Here is a 16,757-nt window from a genome sequence, read left to right on the forward strand (position 1 = left end):
CGTAAGGCGGGGCTAGGATCACGGACCCGGCGGCACCGGCGCCCACATCACGTCGTCGATCCGCGGCGCGCCGGTCGCCAGCATCACCAGCCGGTCGAATCCCAGCGCGATCCCCGACGCGGGCGGCATGTGGGAAAGCGCGGCCAGGAAATCCTCGTCCAGCGGATAGCGCTCGCCGTAAACGCGGTGCTTTTCGTCCATCTCGGCGGCAAAGCGGCGGCGCTGTTCGGGGGCGTCGGTCAGCTCGCCAAAGCCGTTGGCCAGTTCCACCCCGCAGGCGTAAAGCTCGAACCGTTCGGCCACGCGGGGGTCGTCGGCGGCGCGCCGGGCCAGCGCCGCCTCGGGCACGGGATAACGGTCGAGGAGGGTGGCGCGCCCGTGGCCCAGATGCGGCTCGACCCGTTCGACCAGCACCCGGCTGAGCAGGTCGGACCAGGTATCGTCGGCGGCGTGGCGAATGCCGGCGCCGGTCATCTGCGCGGCCAGCCCGTCGCGGTCGGTGGTCCCGTCCGGCGCGACCGTCGCCAGCAGGTCGATGCTCGCGTGGCGGGCAAAGGCCTCGGCGACGCTGACCCGTTCGGGCGCGGCCAGGGGATCGCAGGTCCGGTCGCGAAAGCGCAGTGCGCGCGCGCCCGCGCCCTCCGCCGCCAGCCGCAGCAGCGCGGCGCAGTCGTCCATCAGCACCGTGTAATCCTCGCCCGCGCGATACCATTCCAGCATGGTGAACTCGGGGCTGTGCAGCACCCCCCGCTCGCGGTTGCGCCAGACACGCGCAAAGGCCGCGATCCGGGTCTCGCCCGCCGCCAGCAGCTTCTTCATCGCGAACTCGGGCGAGGTGTGCAGGTACATCCGCCGCGCGATGCCGTCATGGCCGATGGCCTCGGTCGCAAAGGCGTGCAGATGCGCCTCGTTGCCCGGACTGGCGGCCAGGGCGGCGGGGTCCACCTCGGTGAAGCCCTGCGCGTCCAGCCAGCCCCGGATCGCGCGCTGGATGCGGTTTCGCGCCAGCAGGACGGGGCGGCGGTCGGCATGGCGGGCGGGGTCCCACCAGGGGGCATCAGCGGGCATCGAGCGGGCCTCTGGCGATGTCGCGCGGAATGCGCTAGAGACCGCGCCGATATGCCAAGCCTCCCCAGATCGCAAGAAAGTCGCCCGTGAAAGTCATCGCCTCGACCCTGCGCAAGGGCAATGTCGTCGAACTGGACGGCAAGCTCTATGTCGTCCTGACCGCCCAGAACTTCCACCCCGGCAAGGGCACGCCCGTGACGCAGGTGGACATGCGCCGCATTTCCGACGGGGTGAAGGTGTCCGAACGCTGGCGCACCACCGAACAGGTCGAGCGCGCCCATGTGGACGAGCGCGCCTATGACTTCCTCTATGAGGACGGCGAGGGATTCCACTTCATGGAACCCGAATCATACGAGCAGGTGGTGGCGCCCGCCGACATGATCGGCGACCAGAAGGTCTATCTGACCGAGGGGATGCGCGTCTTCCTGCAGACCTTCAACGGCGTGCCCATCGCGATGGAGCTGCCCCAGAGGATCACGGTCGAGATCACCGAGACCGAGCCGGTGATGAAGGGGCAGACCGCCTCGTCGTCCTACAAGCCTGCCATGTGCGACAACGGGGTGCGCGTGATGGTGCCGCCCCACATCGGCGTGGGCACGCGGATCGTCATCAACACCGAGGACAACAGCTACGTCGAGCGCGCGAGGGACTGAACCGTCCCGGCCTGCCCGTCCTCGACCGCCCGTCCCCGACTGCCCGTCCCTGCCGCCCCAAGCGGAACCCGCCGCCATGTTCAACGCTGCCCGGCAGATGCGGACCCCGGAACGCCCGCCGCTGCATTTCGACGCGATCATCCTGTCGCCCCCTCCGGGGTGGGAGGGGTGGGGGCGGTTGCGCATGACGGCGCTGAACCACGCGACGGTCGCCGCCGACCTGGACCGCGTGTGCCGGCCGCTGCGTCTGGGCGGGCGGATCATCACCCTGATCGAGGCGGCGGAATACGACGGCGAACGCCAGCAGGAAACCTGGGCCAGAACGCCCCGCGGCGGCAGGATGCGCTGTTCCGACATCACCGAATACCGCGTGCCCCCCGCCCTTGACGGACGCCCCGGAACCACCAGCTTCGAGGCGCTGATCCGTCCCGGCAAGGGGTTGGGCAAGCTGGGCTACAGGGTCCACTATCGCTGGACGGACCGGCCCGCGGACGGTGAAAGCTGCCGGGTCATGCCCTGACCGCTCAGCGGACCTCGATGCCCTCGCCCTCCTCGACGCGGCCCACGACCGCCGCCAGCGGATAGCCCGCGGCCCGGATGCGCGCGACCGTGCTGTCGGCGGCGTCCGGGGCGACGGCGACCAGCAGCCCGCCCGAGGTCTGCGGATCGGTCAGCAGCGCGCGCTGCCAGTCGGGGCAGTCCTCGGGCAGCGTCACGTGATCGCCGCAGGCGGCCCAGTTGCGCCCCGACGCGCCCGTCATGAACCCGGCCTGCGCCAGCGCCGCGGCCTGCGACAGCAGCGGCAGGGCGGCGGCGTCCAGCACCAGCCGCGTGCCCGACCCGCGCGCCATTTCAAGCCCGTGGCCCAGGATGCCGAAGCCGGTGACGTCGGTGATCGCGTGCACGTCGGGGTCCTCGGCCAGGTCCGTGCCCACGCGGTTCAGCAGCGTCGTGGTGGCGACCATCTCGGCCAGCCCGGCCGCGTCCAGCGCGCCCTTCTTGATTGCGGCGGAATAGATGCCGACGCCCAGCCCCTTGGTCAGGACCAGCACGTCGCCCGGCCGCGCATCCGCGTTGCGGCGCAGCTTGGACGGATGCACCAGCCCGATCACGGCCAGCCCATAGATCGGCTCGGGCGAGTCGATGGAATGGCCGCCCGCGACGGGAATCCCCGCCTCGGCGCAGATGGACGCGCCGCCCTGCAGGATCTCGCGGATGGTGGCAGCGGGCAGCTTGTCGATGGGCATCCCCAGGATCGCCAGAGCCATGATCGGACGGCCGCCCATCGCATAGATGTCAGAGATCGCGTTCGTCGCCGCGATGCGGCCGAAATCGCGCGGATCGTCCACCATCGGCATGAAGAAATCGGTCGTCGCGATCACCGCGAGCTCGTCGCTGACCTGCCAGACCGCGGCGTCGTCCGAGGTTTCGGTCCCGACCAGCAGCTGCGGGAACGCCTGCGTCATCGGCTGGTCGGCCAGCAGTTCGCGCAGGACCGCGGGCGCCAGCTTGCAGCCGCAGCCCCCGCCGTGGGACATCTGCGACAGGCGGATCGGGGTGTCGGTCATCGCGCGGCTCCTTGCAGGGTGCCATCTTACAGGCCCCCCGACACGGGGCTTGTCAAGGGCGGCCGATGCGCGCTTTGCTGTCGCAATCATGCCACCTGTCGCACCCCAACCCCGGCCGCGCCTGAACATCGCCTTCGTTCTGGCGCGGCGGTTCACGCTGTCGGCCTACGCGAACTTCGTCGACGTGCTGCGCCTGGCTGCGGACGAGGGGGACCGCTCGCGCCCGATCCTGTGCCGCTGGGCGGTGATCGCGCCCGACCGCACGCCGATCCCGTCAAGCTGCGGCACTCGGGTGGAACCCGACGCCCGCCCCGAGGACCCGGCGCAATACGACTATGTCGTGGTGATCGGCGGGCTGATCGGCGCGGTCCAGCCCCTGCACCCCGACCTGACGGCCTTTCTGCATCGCGCCGCGGCCGCGGGCGTGCCGCTGGCGGGCGTCTGCACCGGCGCCTTCATCCTGGCGCGCGAGGGGCTGATGGAGGGCCATCGCTGCTGCGTCAGCTGGTTTCACCACGACGACTTCCTGTCCGAGTTCGACGGGCTGCGCCCGGTCAGCGACCAGATCTTCGTCGTGGACGGCAACCGGCTGTCCTGTTCGGGGGGCGTCAGCGCGGCGCATCTGGCGGCGTTCGTCGTGGACCGCCACATCGGCCGCGCCGCCGCCCGCAAGAGCCTGGCGATTATGATGATCGACGGGCCGCAGCGCGAGGATCATCCTCAGCCCGGCCTGCCGCTGGAACTGTCCACCGACGATCCGCTGGTGCGCCGCGCGCTGCTGGCGATGCAGCAGCGGCTGGACAGCCCCCCCACGGTCGCCGCGCTGGCCGATCTGCTGGGGGTCGGGCGGCGCAAGCTGGAACGCCATTTCTCGGGCGCGCTGGGCCTGTCCCCGGCCGAGGCGAGCGTCCGCATCCGGCTGGCGCAGGCGCGGATGCTGCTGGAGCGGACCAGCCGCACCGTGACGCAGATCGCCGACGAGACGGGGTTCTGCGACGCCAGCCACCTGATCCGGGTGTTCCGCGACATCGAGGGCCAGACCCCCGAACGCTGGCGCCAGCGCCTGGGCGAGACGCGCGATGCCGACCAGCCCGCGGCCATCGCCTGACCCTTCACACGGCTGTGTATGCGGGGATCGGTTGACTTGCGCGGCCCTGCGGCCGCAGACTGGACCGTACCTATCTTGGTGGACAGGCAGAATACGGAGGATCGGATGAACATCGACCTCTCACGCCGCAGCTTTCTGAGGCTGGCGGGTGCGGGTGTTGCGGCAACGTCGCTGGGGGCCCTGGGCTTCGGCGAGGCGGAGGCGGCGGAACTCGCGCATGTGCGCGACTTCAAGCTGACGGCCACCACGGAAACCCGCAACACCTGTCCCTATTGCTCGGTCGCGTGCGGCATCATCATCTATGCGCGCCCCGACGACACCGGCAAGCGCCGCGTCGTCCACATCGAGGGCGACGCCGACCATCCGACCAACCGCGGAACGCTGTGCCCCAAGGGCGCGGCGCTGAAGGATTTCGTCAACGCGCCCACGCGCCTGACCCAGCCGATGATCCGCAAGCCGGGCGCGGCCGCGTTCGAGCCGATCGCCTGGGACGACGCGCTGGACCGCATCGCCCGCGCGATCAAGGACGACCGCGACGCCAACTTCCTGGCGACGAACGAGGCGGGCGTGCCGGTGAACCGCTGGACCACGATGGGGTTCCTGGCGGCGTCGGCCACGACGAACGAAACGGCCTGGGCGACCTACAAGGTCGTGCGGTCCATGGGTGTGGTCGGTTTCGACAACCAGGCGCGCGTCTGACACGGCCCCACGGTGTCCAGTTTGGGCCCGACCTTTGGCCGTGGAGCGATGACGAACTCCTGGACCGACATCAAGAACACCGACCTGGTCATCGTCATGGGCGGCAATGCCGCCGAGGCGCATCCCTGCGGCTTCAAGTGGGTGACCGAGGCCAAGCACCAGCGCGGCGCCAAGCTGATCGTCGTGGACCCACGGTTCACGCGCACCGCGTCGGTGGCCGACTACTATGCCCCGATCCGGCCGGGGTCCGACATCGCGTTCCTCATGGGCCTGATCCGCTACATGATCGAGAACGACAAGGTTCAGTGGGAATACGTCAAGGCGTTCACCAACGCGTCCCTGATCGTCAAGGACGAGTTCGGCTGGGCGGACGGGCTGTTCACCGGCTATGACGAGGAAAAGCGCGACTACGACAAGTCGAGCTGGGACTATGTCATCGGCGACGACGGCTTCGCCGTCACCGATCCCACGCTGCAGAACCCGCGTTGCGTGTGGAACCTGCTGAAGGCGCATGTCGATGTGTACACGCCCGAGATGGTCGAGCGCATCACCGGCACGCCAAAGGACCGGTTCCTGAAGATCGCGGAAATGATCGGGGAATGCTCGTCTCCCACCAAGACGATGACCTCGATGTACGCGCTGGGCTGGACGCAGCATTCCAAGGGCGCCCAGAACATCCGCGGCATGGCGATGCTGCAGCTGATCCTGGGCAACATCGGCGTGCGCGGGGGCGGCATGAACGCGCTGCGCGGACATTCCAACATCCAGGGGCTGACCGACATCGGCCTGATGTCGAACCTGATCCCGGGATACCTGAACATCCCGACCGAGCGCGAGGCGGACTGGGCCACCTACATGACGTCGCGGGCCTTCAAGCCGCTGCGCCCGGGCCAGACCAGCTATTGGCAGAACTATCCCAAGTTCATGGTCTCCTTCATGAAATCCATGTGGGGGGACGCGGCGCAAAAGGACAACGACTGGGCCTATCACTATCTGCCCAAGCTGGACGTGCCGTCCTATGACATCCTGCGGATGTACGAGCTGATGGACGAAGGGCGGGTGAACCTGTACTTCTGCCAGGGTTTCAACCCGCTGCTGGCGACGCCCAACCGGGACAAGGTGACGCGCGCCTTCAGCAAGCTGAAGCTGCTGGTCACGATGGACCCGCTGGAAACCGAGACCGCCCGGTTCTGGGAAAACCACGGCGCCCACAACGACGTGGACACCGCGGCCATCCAGACCGAGGTGATCCAGCTGCCGTCGTCCTGCTTTGCCGAGGACGAGGGCGCGCTGGTCAACTCGGGCCGCTGGCTGCAGTGGCACTGGAAGGCCTCGGACATGCCGGGCGAGGCCAGGAACGACGTCTGGATCATGGCGCAGATCTTCCTGCGGGTGCGCGAGCTGTACCGCACGGAAGGCGGCGCCTTCCCCGACCCGATCCTGAACCTGACCTGGGATTACGCGGACCCGAACGAGCCCCACCCCGAGGAACTGGCGCGCGAGATGAACGGGCGCGCGCTGTCGGCGGTCTACGACCCTACCGATCCGACCAAGGTTGTGGCCGAGCCGGGCAAGCAGCTGCTGAACTTCAGCCAGTTGCGCGATGACGGGTCCACCGCCTCGGGCTGCTGGATCTACTCCGGCAGCTTCAACGAGGCGGGCAACAACATGGCCCGGCGCGACAACGCCGATCCCGACGACACCGGCGCCTATCCGAACTGGACCTGGAGCTGGCCGCTGAACCGGCGCACGCTGTACAACCGCGCCTCGTGCGACCTGAACGGCAAGCCCTGGGACCCGACCCGCAAGATCATCGAGTGGGACGGCGAGAAATGGTCGGGCTATGACGTGCCCGACATCTCGCCCACGGCCAAGCCCGGCGAGGTGATGCCCTTCATCATGAACCAGGAGGGGGTGTCGCGCCTGTTCAGCCGGGGCCTGATGCGGGACGGACCCTTCCCGACCCACATGGAGCCGTTCGAGTCCCCCGTGGAGAACGTCTTCAACAAGCGGATGCGCGGCAACCCCGTGGTCCGCGTGTTCGCAAAGGACGCGGCGGATCTGGGCACCTCGGACGAGTTCCCGTTCGTGGCCACCAGCTATCGCCTGACCGAGCATTTCCACTACTGGACCAAGCACAACGTGGTGAACGCCGCGCTGCAGCCCGAGTTCTTCGTGGAGATCAGCGAGGAGCTGGCGGCCGAACGTGGCATCGAGCGGGGCGGGCGCGTGCGCGTCTGGTCCAAGCGTGGCGAGGTCTGGGCCGTGGCGCTTGTCACCAAGCGCATCAAGCCGATGATCTGCGACGGCAAGACCGTCCATGTCGTCGGAATCCCGCTGCACTGGGGCTTTGTCGGTGCGGCGCGCAAGGGGTGGGGGCCCAACAGCCTCACGCCCGTCCTTGGGGATGCGAACGTGGAAACGCCCGAGTTCAAGGCCTTCCTCGTCAACATCGAACCCGCTGTCGGGGAGGCCGTGTCGTGACGACGAACATCCAGGACAGCCCGCGCACGGCCCTCTCGAACCCGCCGGTGCAGCCGGGCCAGTCCAACCTGGGCCAGCCGGCGGTCCGGCGGTCGTCGGCCGGCGGCCCCGTGGCCGAGCAGCCGACGCCCCTGACCGAGGTCGCCAAGCTGATCGACGTCAGCAAGTGCATCGGCTGCAAGGCCTGCCAGTCCGCCTGCATCGAATGGAACGACACCCATCCCGAGATCGAGACGAACGTGGGGGTCTACGAGAACCCCCACGACCTGACGCCCGAGATGTTCACGCTGATGCGGTTTGCCGAATACGACAACCCGGACAACGGCAACTTCGAATGGCTGATCCGCAAGGACGGCTGCATGCACTGCGAGGAACCGGGCTGCCTCAAGGCCTGCCCGGCCCCGGGCGCGATCGTGCAGTACACCAACGGCATCGTGGACTTCATTCACGAGAACTGCATCGGCTGCGGCTATTGCGTGTCGGGCTGCCCGTTCGACATCCCGCGCATCAGCCAGAAGACGCATGTCGCCTACAAGTGCACCCTGTGTTCCGACCGCGTCGCGGTGGGACAGGGGCCGGCCTGCGCCAAGGCCTGCCCCACCCACGCGATCGTCTTCGGCACCAAGGAGGACATGAAGATCCACGCCGCCGCGCGGATCGAGGACCTGAAGTCGCGAGGTTACGAGAATGCGGGCCTGTACGATCCGCCGGGCGTCGGCGGCACGCATGTGATGTACGTGCTGCACCACGCCGACAAGCCCGGCATCTACAACGACCTGCCCGAAGACCCGCAGATCTCGCCGGTGGTCGAGGGCTGGAAGGGCCCGACCAAGACCGTGGGCCTTGCGGCCATCGGGCTTGCGGCGGTCGGCAGCGTCGTCATGGGGCTGTTCAGCCGCAGCGCGGTCGCCGACGAGGACGAGCACCAGGCGCAGGAGATGGTGGACCGGGCTGCCGCCGGGCTGCCCGTCGATCCGATCCCCGGGCGGGAGCAGGTCTGAATGGCACGGCGCGTCTATTCCGAACCCGGCGACCGGATCGTCTCGACGGCTCCGGTCGCGGTGAACCGCTATCGCGGCTGGACCCGGCTGAACCACTGGATCACGGCGGCCAGCCTGATCCTGCTGGCGCTGTCGGGGTTCGCCCTGTTCCACCCGTCGCTGTACTGGCTGACAGGGCTGTTCGGCGGGGGCCAGACGACACGCTGGATCCATCCGTTCATCGGCATCGTGCTGGTTGCCAGCTTCGTTTTGCTGTTCCTGCAACTGGTCAAGTACAACATCATGCGGCGCGAGGATCTGGTCTGGGCACGCCGTTTCCGCGACGTCGTCAGCGGCCACGAGGACCGCCTGCCCGAACTGGGCAAGTACAACCTCGGCCAGAAGTTCATCTTCTGGGGGATGTTCTGGCTGATCCTGGTGCTGATCGTGACCGGCATCATGGTCTGGGAACAGTATTTCGGCGGCCTTGTCACGATCCCGACCCGGCGGGTCGCGATCCTGGTGCATTCCATCTCGGCGGTGCTGATCCTGCTGGTGTTCATCATCCATGTCTTCGCGGCCATCTGGACGCGCGGCACGCTGTCGGCGATGACGACCGGCAACGTGTCGGGCGGCTGGGCCTGGCGGCACCACCGAAAGTGGCTGCGGGAACTGGCTGGACGCCAGAAGGTCGATCCGGCAGAGTGATCCCTCGCACCGGCGAAGGATCACCATGACGCAGGACATTCCGGCGAGGCCTGACATGATCGGCGGCGTTTCGACGCCGCCGTTGGCCATTCTGCCCCGCCCGGCGCGGCTGTTCGCGGCCCGCGCGGACCGCTTTGCCCACCTGGCCGAGGGTTCGCGGCTGGCGCCCTATCTGCGGTTCATGGCCGACCTGACCCGCGCCCAGGCCGACCTGGCCGGCAGCCTGCCCCCGGTGGCGCCGCTTTCCCCCGACCGCGTGGCGCTGGCCCGCGCGTCGCGGATGCCGCCCATCGACCGGCACGCCGTGCTGGACGATCCGGGGCTGGCCGCGACGCTGGACGCGCTGATCGCCGCCGCCCGCGCCATCGCGATGCCGGCGCCCGCCCGGCTGGCGCTGGACGCGCTGGCCGATGCCGCGCCCGAGGATCGGCGCTGGCTGGTGGCCAATGTCCTGGACGACGCCATTCCGGCCGACAGCGTCGCACCGCATCTGTTCGTGGCCGCCGCCGTGCAGCTGCATCTGGCGCGGCTGGCCGCGACGCTGGACTCGGGCGATCTGGTGGCAATCCGCACCGGCGTCTGCCCGGCCTGCGGCGGCAAGCCCGCGGCCTCGGTCGTGACGGGGGTGATGGGGGCCGAGGGCGCGCGCTATGCCGCCTGCGCGGGGTGCCAGACGCTGTGGAACGAGGTGCGCGTCAAGTGCCTGTCCTGCGGCTCGACCAAGGGCATCGCGTTCCAGTCCGTCGATGACGGCACCGAGGGCGCGCAGATCAAGGCCGAGACCTGCGACGCCTGCGACACCTGGGTCAAGCAGATGGACCAGCACAAGAACCCCTCGCTGGACCCGATCGCCGACGATGTGGCCAGCCTGGGGCTGGACGCGCTGATGCGCGGGGGGCGCTGGCGGCGCGGCGGGTTCGACCCCTTCCTGACCGGCTATTGATGGACGGGCTGCGCGCCCTGCCCGGCGTGGACCGGCTGCTGTCCGGTCCCGCAGGCCGCGCGCTGGCCGACCGCCACGGACGCCAGGCCGCGACCGACGCGCTGCGCGCCGCACTCGAGCGCGCGCGTGACGCGGTGCGCGCCGGGGCCTCGGTCCCGGACGCGGACGCGCTTTGCGCCGACGCGGGGACGCGGCTGGATGCGGCCACCCTGCCCGCACAGCGCCCGGTGCTGAACCTGACCGGCACCGTCCTGCACACCAACCTAGGCCGCGCCCTGCTGGCCGAGGCCGCCATCGCCGCCGCGACCCAGGCGATGCGCGCGCCCGTCGCCCTGGAATACGATCTGGCCACCGGCCGGCGCGGCGAACGCGACGCCGCCGTGGCGCGGCTGATCTGCGACCTGACCGGGGCCGAGGCTGCCACCGTCGTCAACAACAACGCCGCCGCCGTGCTGCTGGCGCTGAACACCCTGGCCGAGGGGCGCGAGGGCATCGTCTCGCGCGGCGAGCTGGTCGAGATCGGGGGCGCGTTCCGCATCCCCGACATCATGGCGCGCGCCGGCGCGCGGCTGGTCGAGGTGGGCACCACCAACCGCACCCATGCCCGCGACTATCGTGCGGCCATCGGCCCTGCCACCGCGCTGGTGATGAAGGTGCATCCCTCGAACTATCGCATCGAGGGGTTCACCGCCGCGGTGCCGGGGGACGCGCTGGCGGCGCTGGCGCGCGACGCAGGCGTGCCGATGCTGCACGACCTGGGGTCGGGCACGCTGGTCGACATGACGCGCTGGGGCCTGCCGGGGGAGCCCACGGTCGCGCGGGCGGTGGCCGAGGGCGCGGACCTTGTGACGTTTTCCGGCGACAAGCTGCTGGGCGGGCCGCAGGCGGGGTTCGTGGTCGGCTGCGCCGACCTGATCGCCCGGATCGACCGCAACCCGCTGAAACGCGCGCTGCGGCTGGACAAGATCCGGCTGGCGGCGCTGGAGGCGACGCTGCGGCTTTACCGCGACCCCGACCGGCTGGCCGAGCGCCTGCCGACGCTGCGCCTGCTGACCCGCCCGCGCGACGAGATCGCGGCGCAGGCGGCGCGGCTGGTGGCGCCGGTCGCGGCGATGCTGCCCGTTTACCGGGTGGCCGTGATCGACTGCGCCAGCCAGATCGGGTCCGGGGCGCTGCCGGTGGAAACCCTGCCCTCGGCGGGCCTGGCCCTGACCGGCGACGGCGGCGACGCGCCCGACCGGCTGGCGGCCCTGCTGCGCGCCCTGCCGCTGCCGGTGATCGGGCGCATCCGCGACGGCGCGCTGGTGCTGGACCTGCGCTGCCTTGCGGAGGACGGCGACCTGCTGGGCGCGTTGACGCGGCTATGATCGTCGGAACCGCCGGGCACATCGACCATGGCAAGACCGCGCTGGTCCGTGCCCTGACGGGGGTGGATGCCGACCGGCTGGCCGAGGAAAAGGCCCGCGGCATCACCATCGAGCTGGGCTTTGCCTATGCCGATCTGGGCGGCGGCGCGGTCACGGGCTTTGTCGACGTGCCGGGGCACGAGCGGTTCGTCCACACCATGCTGGCCGGCGCGGGCGGGATCGACCTTGCGCTGCTGGTCGTCGCGGCCGACGACGGGGTCATGCCGCAGACGCGCGAGCATCTGGCGATCCTCGACCTGCTGGGCGTCCACCGCGGCATCGTCGCGCTGACCAAGGCCGATCTGGCCGATCCGGCGCGGCGCGCGCAGGTTGCGGCCCAGATTGCCGACGCGCTGGCGGGCACCGGGCTGGCCGGTGCGCCGCTGATCCCCGTCTCGTCGCTGACCGGCGAGGGCATCGACGCGCTGCGCGACGCGCTGGCCGCGGCCGAGGCGCAGACGACCCGCCGCGCCGCGGACGCGGCGTTCCGGCTGGCGGTGGACCGCAGCTTCACGCTGAAGGGGACGGGCACGGTCGTCACCGGGACCGTGCTGTCGGGCCGCGTCGCCGTGGGCGAGACGGTCGTGATCTCTCCGCCCGGGATCGCGGCGCGGGTGCGCGGGGTCCATGCCCAGAACCGGCCCGCGCCGCAGGGGATGGCGGGCCAGCGTTGCGCGCTGAACCTGGCAGGCGACGGGGTGTCGCGGGACGCCATCCGCCGCGGCGACATGGTGCTGGCGCCAAGGCTGCACGCGCCGACCGACCGGCTGGACGCCACGCTGCGCGTGCTGGGATCGGAACCGCGGCCTGTCGGCGTGTGGTTTCCGGCCCGGCTGCACATCGGCGCGGCCGAGGTGGGCGCGCGGGTCGTGCCGCTGGTCGCGCCGCTTGCCCCGGGCGACAGCGGCCCCGTGCAACTGGTGCTGGACGCGCCCGTGGCGGCCGCGGTGGGCGACCGCTTCATCCTGCGCGACGTGTCGGCGCGGCGCACGATCGGGGGCGGGGTGTGCCTGGACCTGCGCGCGCCGGCGCGGCGGCGGCGCACGCCGGACCGGCTGGCGCTGCTGGCAGGTGCTGCACTGGCCAACCCGGCGCAGGCGCTGGCCGCGATGCTGGCGGTGCCGCCGCTGGTCGTGGACCTGACCGCGTTCGCCCGCGACCGGGCGCTGTCGCCCGATCAGGCAGCGGCGCTTGCGCGCGACGTCACGGTGATCGACACAGGCGCCACCCGGCTGGCGCTGTCGCACGCCACCGCGGCGGGTCTGGCGGCCGCCGTCGAGACGACGCTGGCCGAGTTCCACGCCGCCAACCCCGAGATGCAGGGCATGGGCCGCGAACGCCTGCGCCTGGCCGTGACCCCGCGGCTGCCCCGCGACGGCTTTGCCGCCTGGCTGGTCGGGCGCATCGACGCGGGCGCGCTGGTGGCCGAGGGCGCGTTCCTGCGCCTGCCCGGCCACACCGCCCGAATGACCCCCGAGGATGAGGCGCTGCTGGCCCGCATCCTGCCGGAACTGGGGGGCGCGGCGCGGTTTCGTCCGCCGCGCGTGCGCGACATGGCGACCGACTGGGCCATCCCCGAGGCCGACGTGCGCCGCGTGTTGCGGATCGCCGCCCGGCAAGGACGCGTCGACCAGATCCGGCCCGATCATTTCTTTCTGCGCGCCACCACGGCCGAGATGGTCCGCATCATCGCCGATGTGCAGGCTGCCGCCGCGGATGGGTGGGTCACGGCGGCGGCGTTCCGCGACCGGGTGCAGAACGGCCGCAAGGTCGCCATCGAGATCCTGGACTTTTTCGACCGGCAGGGCGTCACCTTGCGCCGGGGCGATTTACGCCGCATCAATCCCCATCGGGCCGACCTGTTCGCCTGAACGGAGGAGAATCGTCCCCGGTGGGGCGGCCGGACTTCAAATCCGGTTGGGGCAGCGCGCCTGTCCCGGGTGGGTTCGACTCCCATTCTCCTCCGCCACGGGGGGTCTGCCCGCCGCAGGGTCAGCCTTGCAGGTCCAGCCCGCGCGCGGTGGGCGGCTGCCAGGTCTTGGATTGGGGCAGCGCGCCCGCCGGGTTGGTCCCGATCATCGAGCCGCCCGTGCCCCCCGTCCACCCGGTCGAGCCGGAGGCCGGCGGCGCGGTGCCGTCGGGGCGTTCGGGAACGGGCGCGGTCGCGGGCGTGGCCACCCCGTCCGAGCCGGGCTGCGCCGCATCCCCGATCGCGCCGGCGGTCGCCTGGTCCGAAGGCGGGTTCTGCGCCGCCGCGGCCGCGGTGCCGGCGGGCACGGGCTGGGTGTCGGTGCTTTGGGCGACCATCGGGACATCCGGGGCGGCCGATCCACCCTGCGCCGCCCCGGCGGCAGCCGCTGGCGGGGCAACCGCCGCCGTCGCGGCCGCAGCACCCTGTGCGGGTGCGGGCGTGGCCGCCTGCGTGGGCGGCGACGCGCCCGCAGCGGCGTCGGTTCCGGCGGTCTGATCCACGCCGGTCTGCGCCAGCGCCTCGGTGGTGGTGGCAGGGGTCCGGGTCTGCGCCGGCTCTGTCGCCGCGGGCGGGGGCTGCGTGCTGTCAGAGGGGCCGGCCGCAGGGTCCGTGGTGGTGTCCGACGGCGGCGGCGGCGCGGTCGCCACGGTCGGCCCGCTCAGGGGATCGGCGCCGCCTTGGGTCCCCGCAGGGGCCGCATCGGCGGCAGGCGTCGCGGTCGTGCCACCAGCGGCGGCGTCCTGCATGACGCCCGCTGCACCGGGCGCCACGGTCGCGGCACCCGGCCCGGTCGCGCCCGCAGCCGGGGCCGGCGCGGCCGGCGCCAGTGTCTGCGCGGTCTGGGCCTGCGCCCCGCCGGCGAACGCCGGGACGGCCAGCAGGGCGGCGATGACGGGGGCAAGCAATGTGTGCGACATGGTTGGGTCCTCGTGCGATCCCGGTCAGGCGCGACCTGGGGCAAGGTTAGCGCCGCCCCGGCCATGCGTCACCCCCAGAACGCGGGCCGGGCCTTACGGGTTCAGATGCGACGCGATCGCGCGGCCCAGCGCGAACAGGCGCTGTTCCAGGATCACGGGCGTCTCGCACACATAGGTCAGGCTTTGCTGGCGGTCCGTGAAGATGCGCGTGTCCCAGTCCAGCGCCTTTTCCTCGGCGTCCATGGCGTCGAAATCGGGGGTGGCGGCGGATTGCAGCTGCGCCATGCGGTCGCGCCGGGCCTGGACCTGCGCCGCCAGCCGCGCCTGCTTGTTGCCATAGCGCGAGATGCCGGCGATCAGGTTGGTGCGCTGGCCGTCGATGCGGTCGAACACCGCCTGCATCAGCGCGGCCAGTTGCGCGTTGTCGGCCCCGGACGCAAAGGCGGCGATGGCGGCCTCGGCTTCGGGCAGGGGCATGCGCCGCTGAACGACCCTGTCCGCCAGGGCGGCGATGGCCGGATCGGCGGCCGCTGCCGTGTCCGGTGGCGGCGGCGGCCCGGTCCAGACCTGCCCCAGCGACAGGTGGTCCTGGCGGGGCTGGACGCAGGGCCAGTCGGGCGTGCCCTGCGCGGCCCAGGCCGCCGTCGGCCCGGCCAGCAGGGCCATCAGGAAAAACCGGCGCATCATCCCCCCTTTCGCCGCACGCCCAGGCCCCGGCCCGGGTCGTACATGAACACGGCGCCACCGAAGAACAGCGCAAGGCAGCCCAGCACCACCCCCAGCGACAGCCAGTTGACTTGAAGATACAGCCCGAACCGGATCAGTTCGACCGCATGCGTGAACGGATTCACCGCGCAGATGTCGTGAAGCAGGGTCGAGGATTCCCTCATCCGCCACAGCGGGTACAGCGCCGAGGACGCGAAGAACATCGGGAAGATGACGAAGTTCATCACCCCCGCAAAGTTTTCCAGCTGCTTGATCGCCGACGACAGGAACAGCCCCATCGCGCCCAGCATCAGCCCCGACAGCACCAGCGCCGGCAGCACCGCGACATAGCCCCAGGCCGGCGGCCGCACGTCCCAGAACCAGGCGATGGCCAGGAAGGTGTAGACTTGGATGATCGACACCAGCACGCCCGCCACCAGCTTGGACCCCAGCAGGAACCAGCGCGGCCAAGGGCTGACCAGCAGGGTCCGCATCGCCCCCGTCTCGCGGTCATGGACCATGCTCAGCGACGACTGCATGCCGTTGAACAGCTGGATCATCGCGCAGAGGCCCGGGGTCACGTAGACCTCGTAGAGGACATAGGTCTGATAGGGCGGGGTGATCGACAGGCCCAGGACGGCGCGAAACCCCGCGGCAAAGATGAACAGCCAGACCAGCGGGCGCACCAGCGCCGCCAGGAACCGCCCGCGCTGGTTGACAAAGCGCAGCGTCTCGCGCCGGGCGATGCCCGCGAACACGGTCAGCCAGCCGGTCAGGCCGGGACGACCCGGGGCGGCGTTCGCGGTCACGCCGCCACCCCCGTCAGGTCCAGAAAGGCGCGGGTCAGATCGCCGTGGGGGGCGGCGGTGGCGGCGGTGCCGTCATGCAGCACCCGGCCGCGATGCAGGATCACCAGCCCGTCTGCGGGCGTGATCTCGTCCAGGATATGCGTGGCCCACAGCGCCGAGACCCCATGGTCCGCGATCAGGCGGCGGGTCAGGGCCAGAACCTCGGCGCGGGATTTCACGTCCAGCCCGACTGTCGCCTCGTCCAGCAGCAACAGTTCGGGGTCGTGGATCAGGGCGCGCGCGATCTCGGCCCGGCGCATCTGCCCGCCCGACAGCGCCGACACGCGCGCCGGCGCGCGGTCGGCCAGATCGACCAGCGCCAGCACCTCGGCGACGCGGACGGCGGCCGGGCGGCGCGGGATGCCGTGCAGGGCCGCGTGATACATCAGGTTCTGCCGAACGGTCAGGTCGGCGTCCAGCGCGCGCGACTGGAACACCACGCCCAGCCGGCGCAGCGCCTGCGAGGGCGCGCGGCGCAGATCGTGGCCCGCCACCCGGATCGTGCCCGAGGTGTTGTTGTAAAGCCGCGTGACCAGGCTGAACAGCGTGGTCTTGCCCGCCCCGTTCACCCCCAGCAGCGCGGTGAAGGCGCCGCGCGGCACGCGCAGCGACACGTCGTCCAGCGCCTTGACCGCGCCGAAGGCGTGGCTGACGTGGCTGATCTCCAGCGCGGGGGCGGGGTCGGGACTGGTCATGGC

General features: G+C 71.0%; 16 protein-coding genes and 1 tRNA gene. 11 read left to right on the plus strand and 6 right to left on the minus strand.

Annotation, left to right across the window (positions count from 1 at the left end):
- Positions 1-18 precede the first annotated feature (18 nt).
- Positions 19-1,068 carry an EF-P lysine aminoacylase EpmA gene (gene epmA / locus DPQ23_RS02490; protein WP_112873062.1) on the minus strand — a complete coding sequence of 350 codons (1,050 nt, stop codon included), beginning with the start codon at positions 1,066-1,068 and terminating at the stop codon, positions 19-21.
- A gap of 86 nt (positions 1,069-1,154) precedes the next feature.
- On the opposite strand from epmA, the gene efp reads away from it, so the two are divergent.
- Positions 1,155-1,721, plus strand: coding sequence for an elongation factor P (gene efp, locus DPQ23_RS02495; RefSeq protein WP_112873063.1), 567 nt, complete (start codon positions 1,155-1,157; stop codon positions 1,719-1,721).
- Positions 1,722-1,797: 76 nt separating this feature from the next.
- The gene (locus tag DPQ23_RS02500; RefSeq protein ID WP_112873064.1) at positions 1,798-2,241 is read left to right on the plus strand and encodes a hypothetical protein; all 444 of its coding nucleotides are present in this window, start codon (positions 1,798-1,800) and stop codon (positions 2,239-2,241) included.
- A gap of 4 nt (positions 2,242-2,245) precedes the next feature.
- Here the strand turns inward: DPQ23_RS02500 and selD are convergent, their stop codons facing one another.
- Positions 2,246-3,289 (minus strand): selenide, water dikinase SelD, encoded by a 1,044-nt coding sequence (gene selD, locus DPQ23_RS02505; protein WP_112873065.1) that lies wholly within the window; start codon positions 3,287-3,289, stop codon positions 2,246-2,248.
- 88 nt (positions 3,290-3,377) lie between these two features.
- On the opposite strand from selD, the gene DPQ23_RS02510 reads away from it, so the two are divergent.
- The 9 genes from DPQ23_RS02510 to DPQ23_RS02550 all read left to right on the plus strand — a co-directional run bounded on the left by DPQ23_RS02510 (position 3,378) and on the right by DPQ23_RS02550 (position 13,586).
- Positions 3,378-4,397 carry a GlxA family transcriptional regulator gene (locus DPQ23_RS02510; protein ID WP_112873066.1) on the plus strand — a complete coding sequence of 340 codons (1,020 nt, stop codon included), beginning with the start codon at positions 3,378-3,380 and terminating at the stop codon, positions 4,395-4,397.
- A gap of 105 nt (positions 4,398-4,502) precedes the next feature.
- On the plus strand, positions 4,503-5,096 hold the full coding sequence (locus tag DPQ23_RS16230; protein WP_112873067.1) for a twin-arginine translocation signal domain-containing protein: 594 nt from the start codon (positions 4,503-4,505) through the stop codon (positions 5,094-5,096).
- 12 nt (positions 5,097-5,108) lie between these two features.
- Positions 5,109-7,580, plus strand: coding sequence for a formate dehydrogenase-N subunit alpha (fdnG, locus tag DPQ23_RS02520; RefSeq protein ID WP_205961400.1), 2,472 nt, complete (start codon positions 5,109-5,111; stop codon positions 7,578-7,580).
- Positions 7,577-8,581: a formate dehydrogenase subunit beta gene (fdxH, locus tag DPQ23_RS02525; RefSeq protein ID WP_205961401.1), complete on the plus strand. Its 1,005-nt coding sequence runs from the start codon at positions 7,577-7,579 to the stop codon at positions 8,579-8,581. The genes fdnG and fdxH overlap by 4 nt, the downstream gene beginning before the upstream one ends.
- Positions 8,582-9,268: a formate dehydrogenase subunit gamma gene (locus tag DPQ23_RS02530; RefSeq protein WP_112873069.1), complete on the plus strand. Its 687-nt coding sequence runs from the start codon at positions 8,582-8,584 to the stop codon at positions 9,266-9,268.
- Positions 9,269-9,293: 25 nt separating this feature from the next.
- Positions 9,294-10,211, plus strand: a complete 918-nt coding sequence (gene fdhE / locus DPQ23_RS02535; protein WP_112873070.1) for a formate dehydrogenase accessory protein FdhE — start codon at positions 9,294-9,296, stop codon at positions 10,209-10,211.
- Complete coding sequence (selA, locus tag DPQ23_RS02540) at positions 10,211-11,578, plus strand: L-seryl-tRNA(Sec) selenium transferase (protein WP_112873071.1); 1,368 nt, start codon at positions 10,211-10,213, stop codon at positions 11,576-11,578. Before fdhE ends, selA begins: the two co-directional genes overlap by 1 nt.
- Positions 11,575-13,488, plus strand: a complete 1,914-nt coding sequence (gene selB / locus DPQ23_RS02545) for a selenocysteine-specific translation elongation factor (protein WP_112873072.1) — start codon at positions 11,575-11,577, stop codon at positions 13,486-13,488. Before selA ends, selB begins: the two co-directional genes overlap by 4 nt.
- A 2-nt stretch (positions 13,489-13,490) precedes the next feature.
- A tRNA-Sec gene (locus DPQ23_RS02550) sits at positions 13,491-13,586 on the plus strand.
- Between the two features lie 23 nt (positions 13,587-13,609).
- Here the strand turns inward: DPQ23_RS02550 and DPQ23_RS02555 are convergent.
- From DPQ23_RS02555 to DPQ23_RS02570, 4 genes are all read right to left on the minus strand, one after another.
- Positions 13,610-14,506: a hypothetical protein gene (locus DPQ23_RS02555; protein WP_112873073.1), complete on the minus strand. Its 897-nt coding sequence runs from the start codon at positions 14,504-14,506 to the stop codon at positions 13,610-13,612.
- 93 nt (positions 14,507-14,599) lie between these two features.
- Positions 14,600-15,190, minus strand: a complete 591-nt coding sequence (locus DPQ23_RS02560) for a hypothetical protein (RefSeq protein WP_112873074.1) — start codon at positions 15,188-15,190, stop codon at positions 14,600-14,602.
- The gene (locus tag DPQ23_RS02565) at positions 15,190-16,020 is read right to left on the minus strand and encodes an ABC transporter permease (RefSeq protein ID WP_112873075.1); all 831 of its coding nucleotides are present in this window, start codon (positions 16,018-16,020) and stop codon (positions 15,190-15,192) included. Before DPQ23_RS02565 ends, DPQ23_RS02560 begins: the two co-directional genes overlap by 1 nt.
- Positions 16,017-16,754: an ABC transporter ATP-binding protein gene (locus DPQ23_RS02570; RefSeq protein ID WP_112873076.1), complete on the minus strand. Its 738-nt coding sequence runs from the start codon at positions 16,752-16,754 to the stop codon at positions 16,017-16,019. The genes DPQ23_RS02565 and DPQ23_RS02570 overlap by 4 nt, the downstream gene beginning before the upstream one ends.
- Positions 16,755-16,757: the final 3 nt, after the last annotated feature.

It is taken from the genome of Paracoccus endophyticus, from assembly GCF_003286075.1.
Lineage (GTDB): Bacteria > Pseudomonadota > Alphaproteobacteria > Rhodobacterales > Rhodobacteraceae > Paracoccus > Paracoccus endophyticus.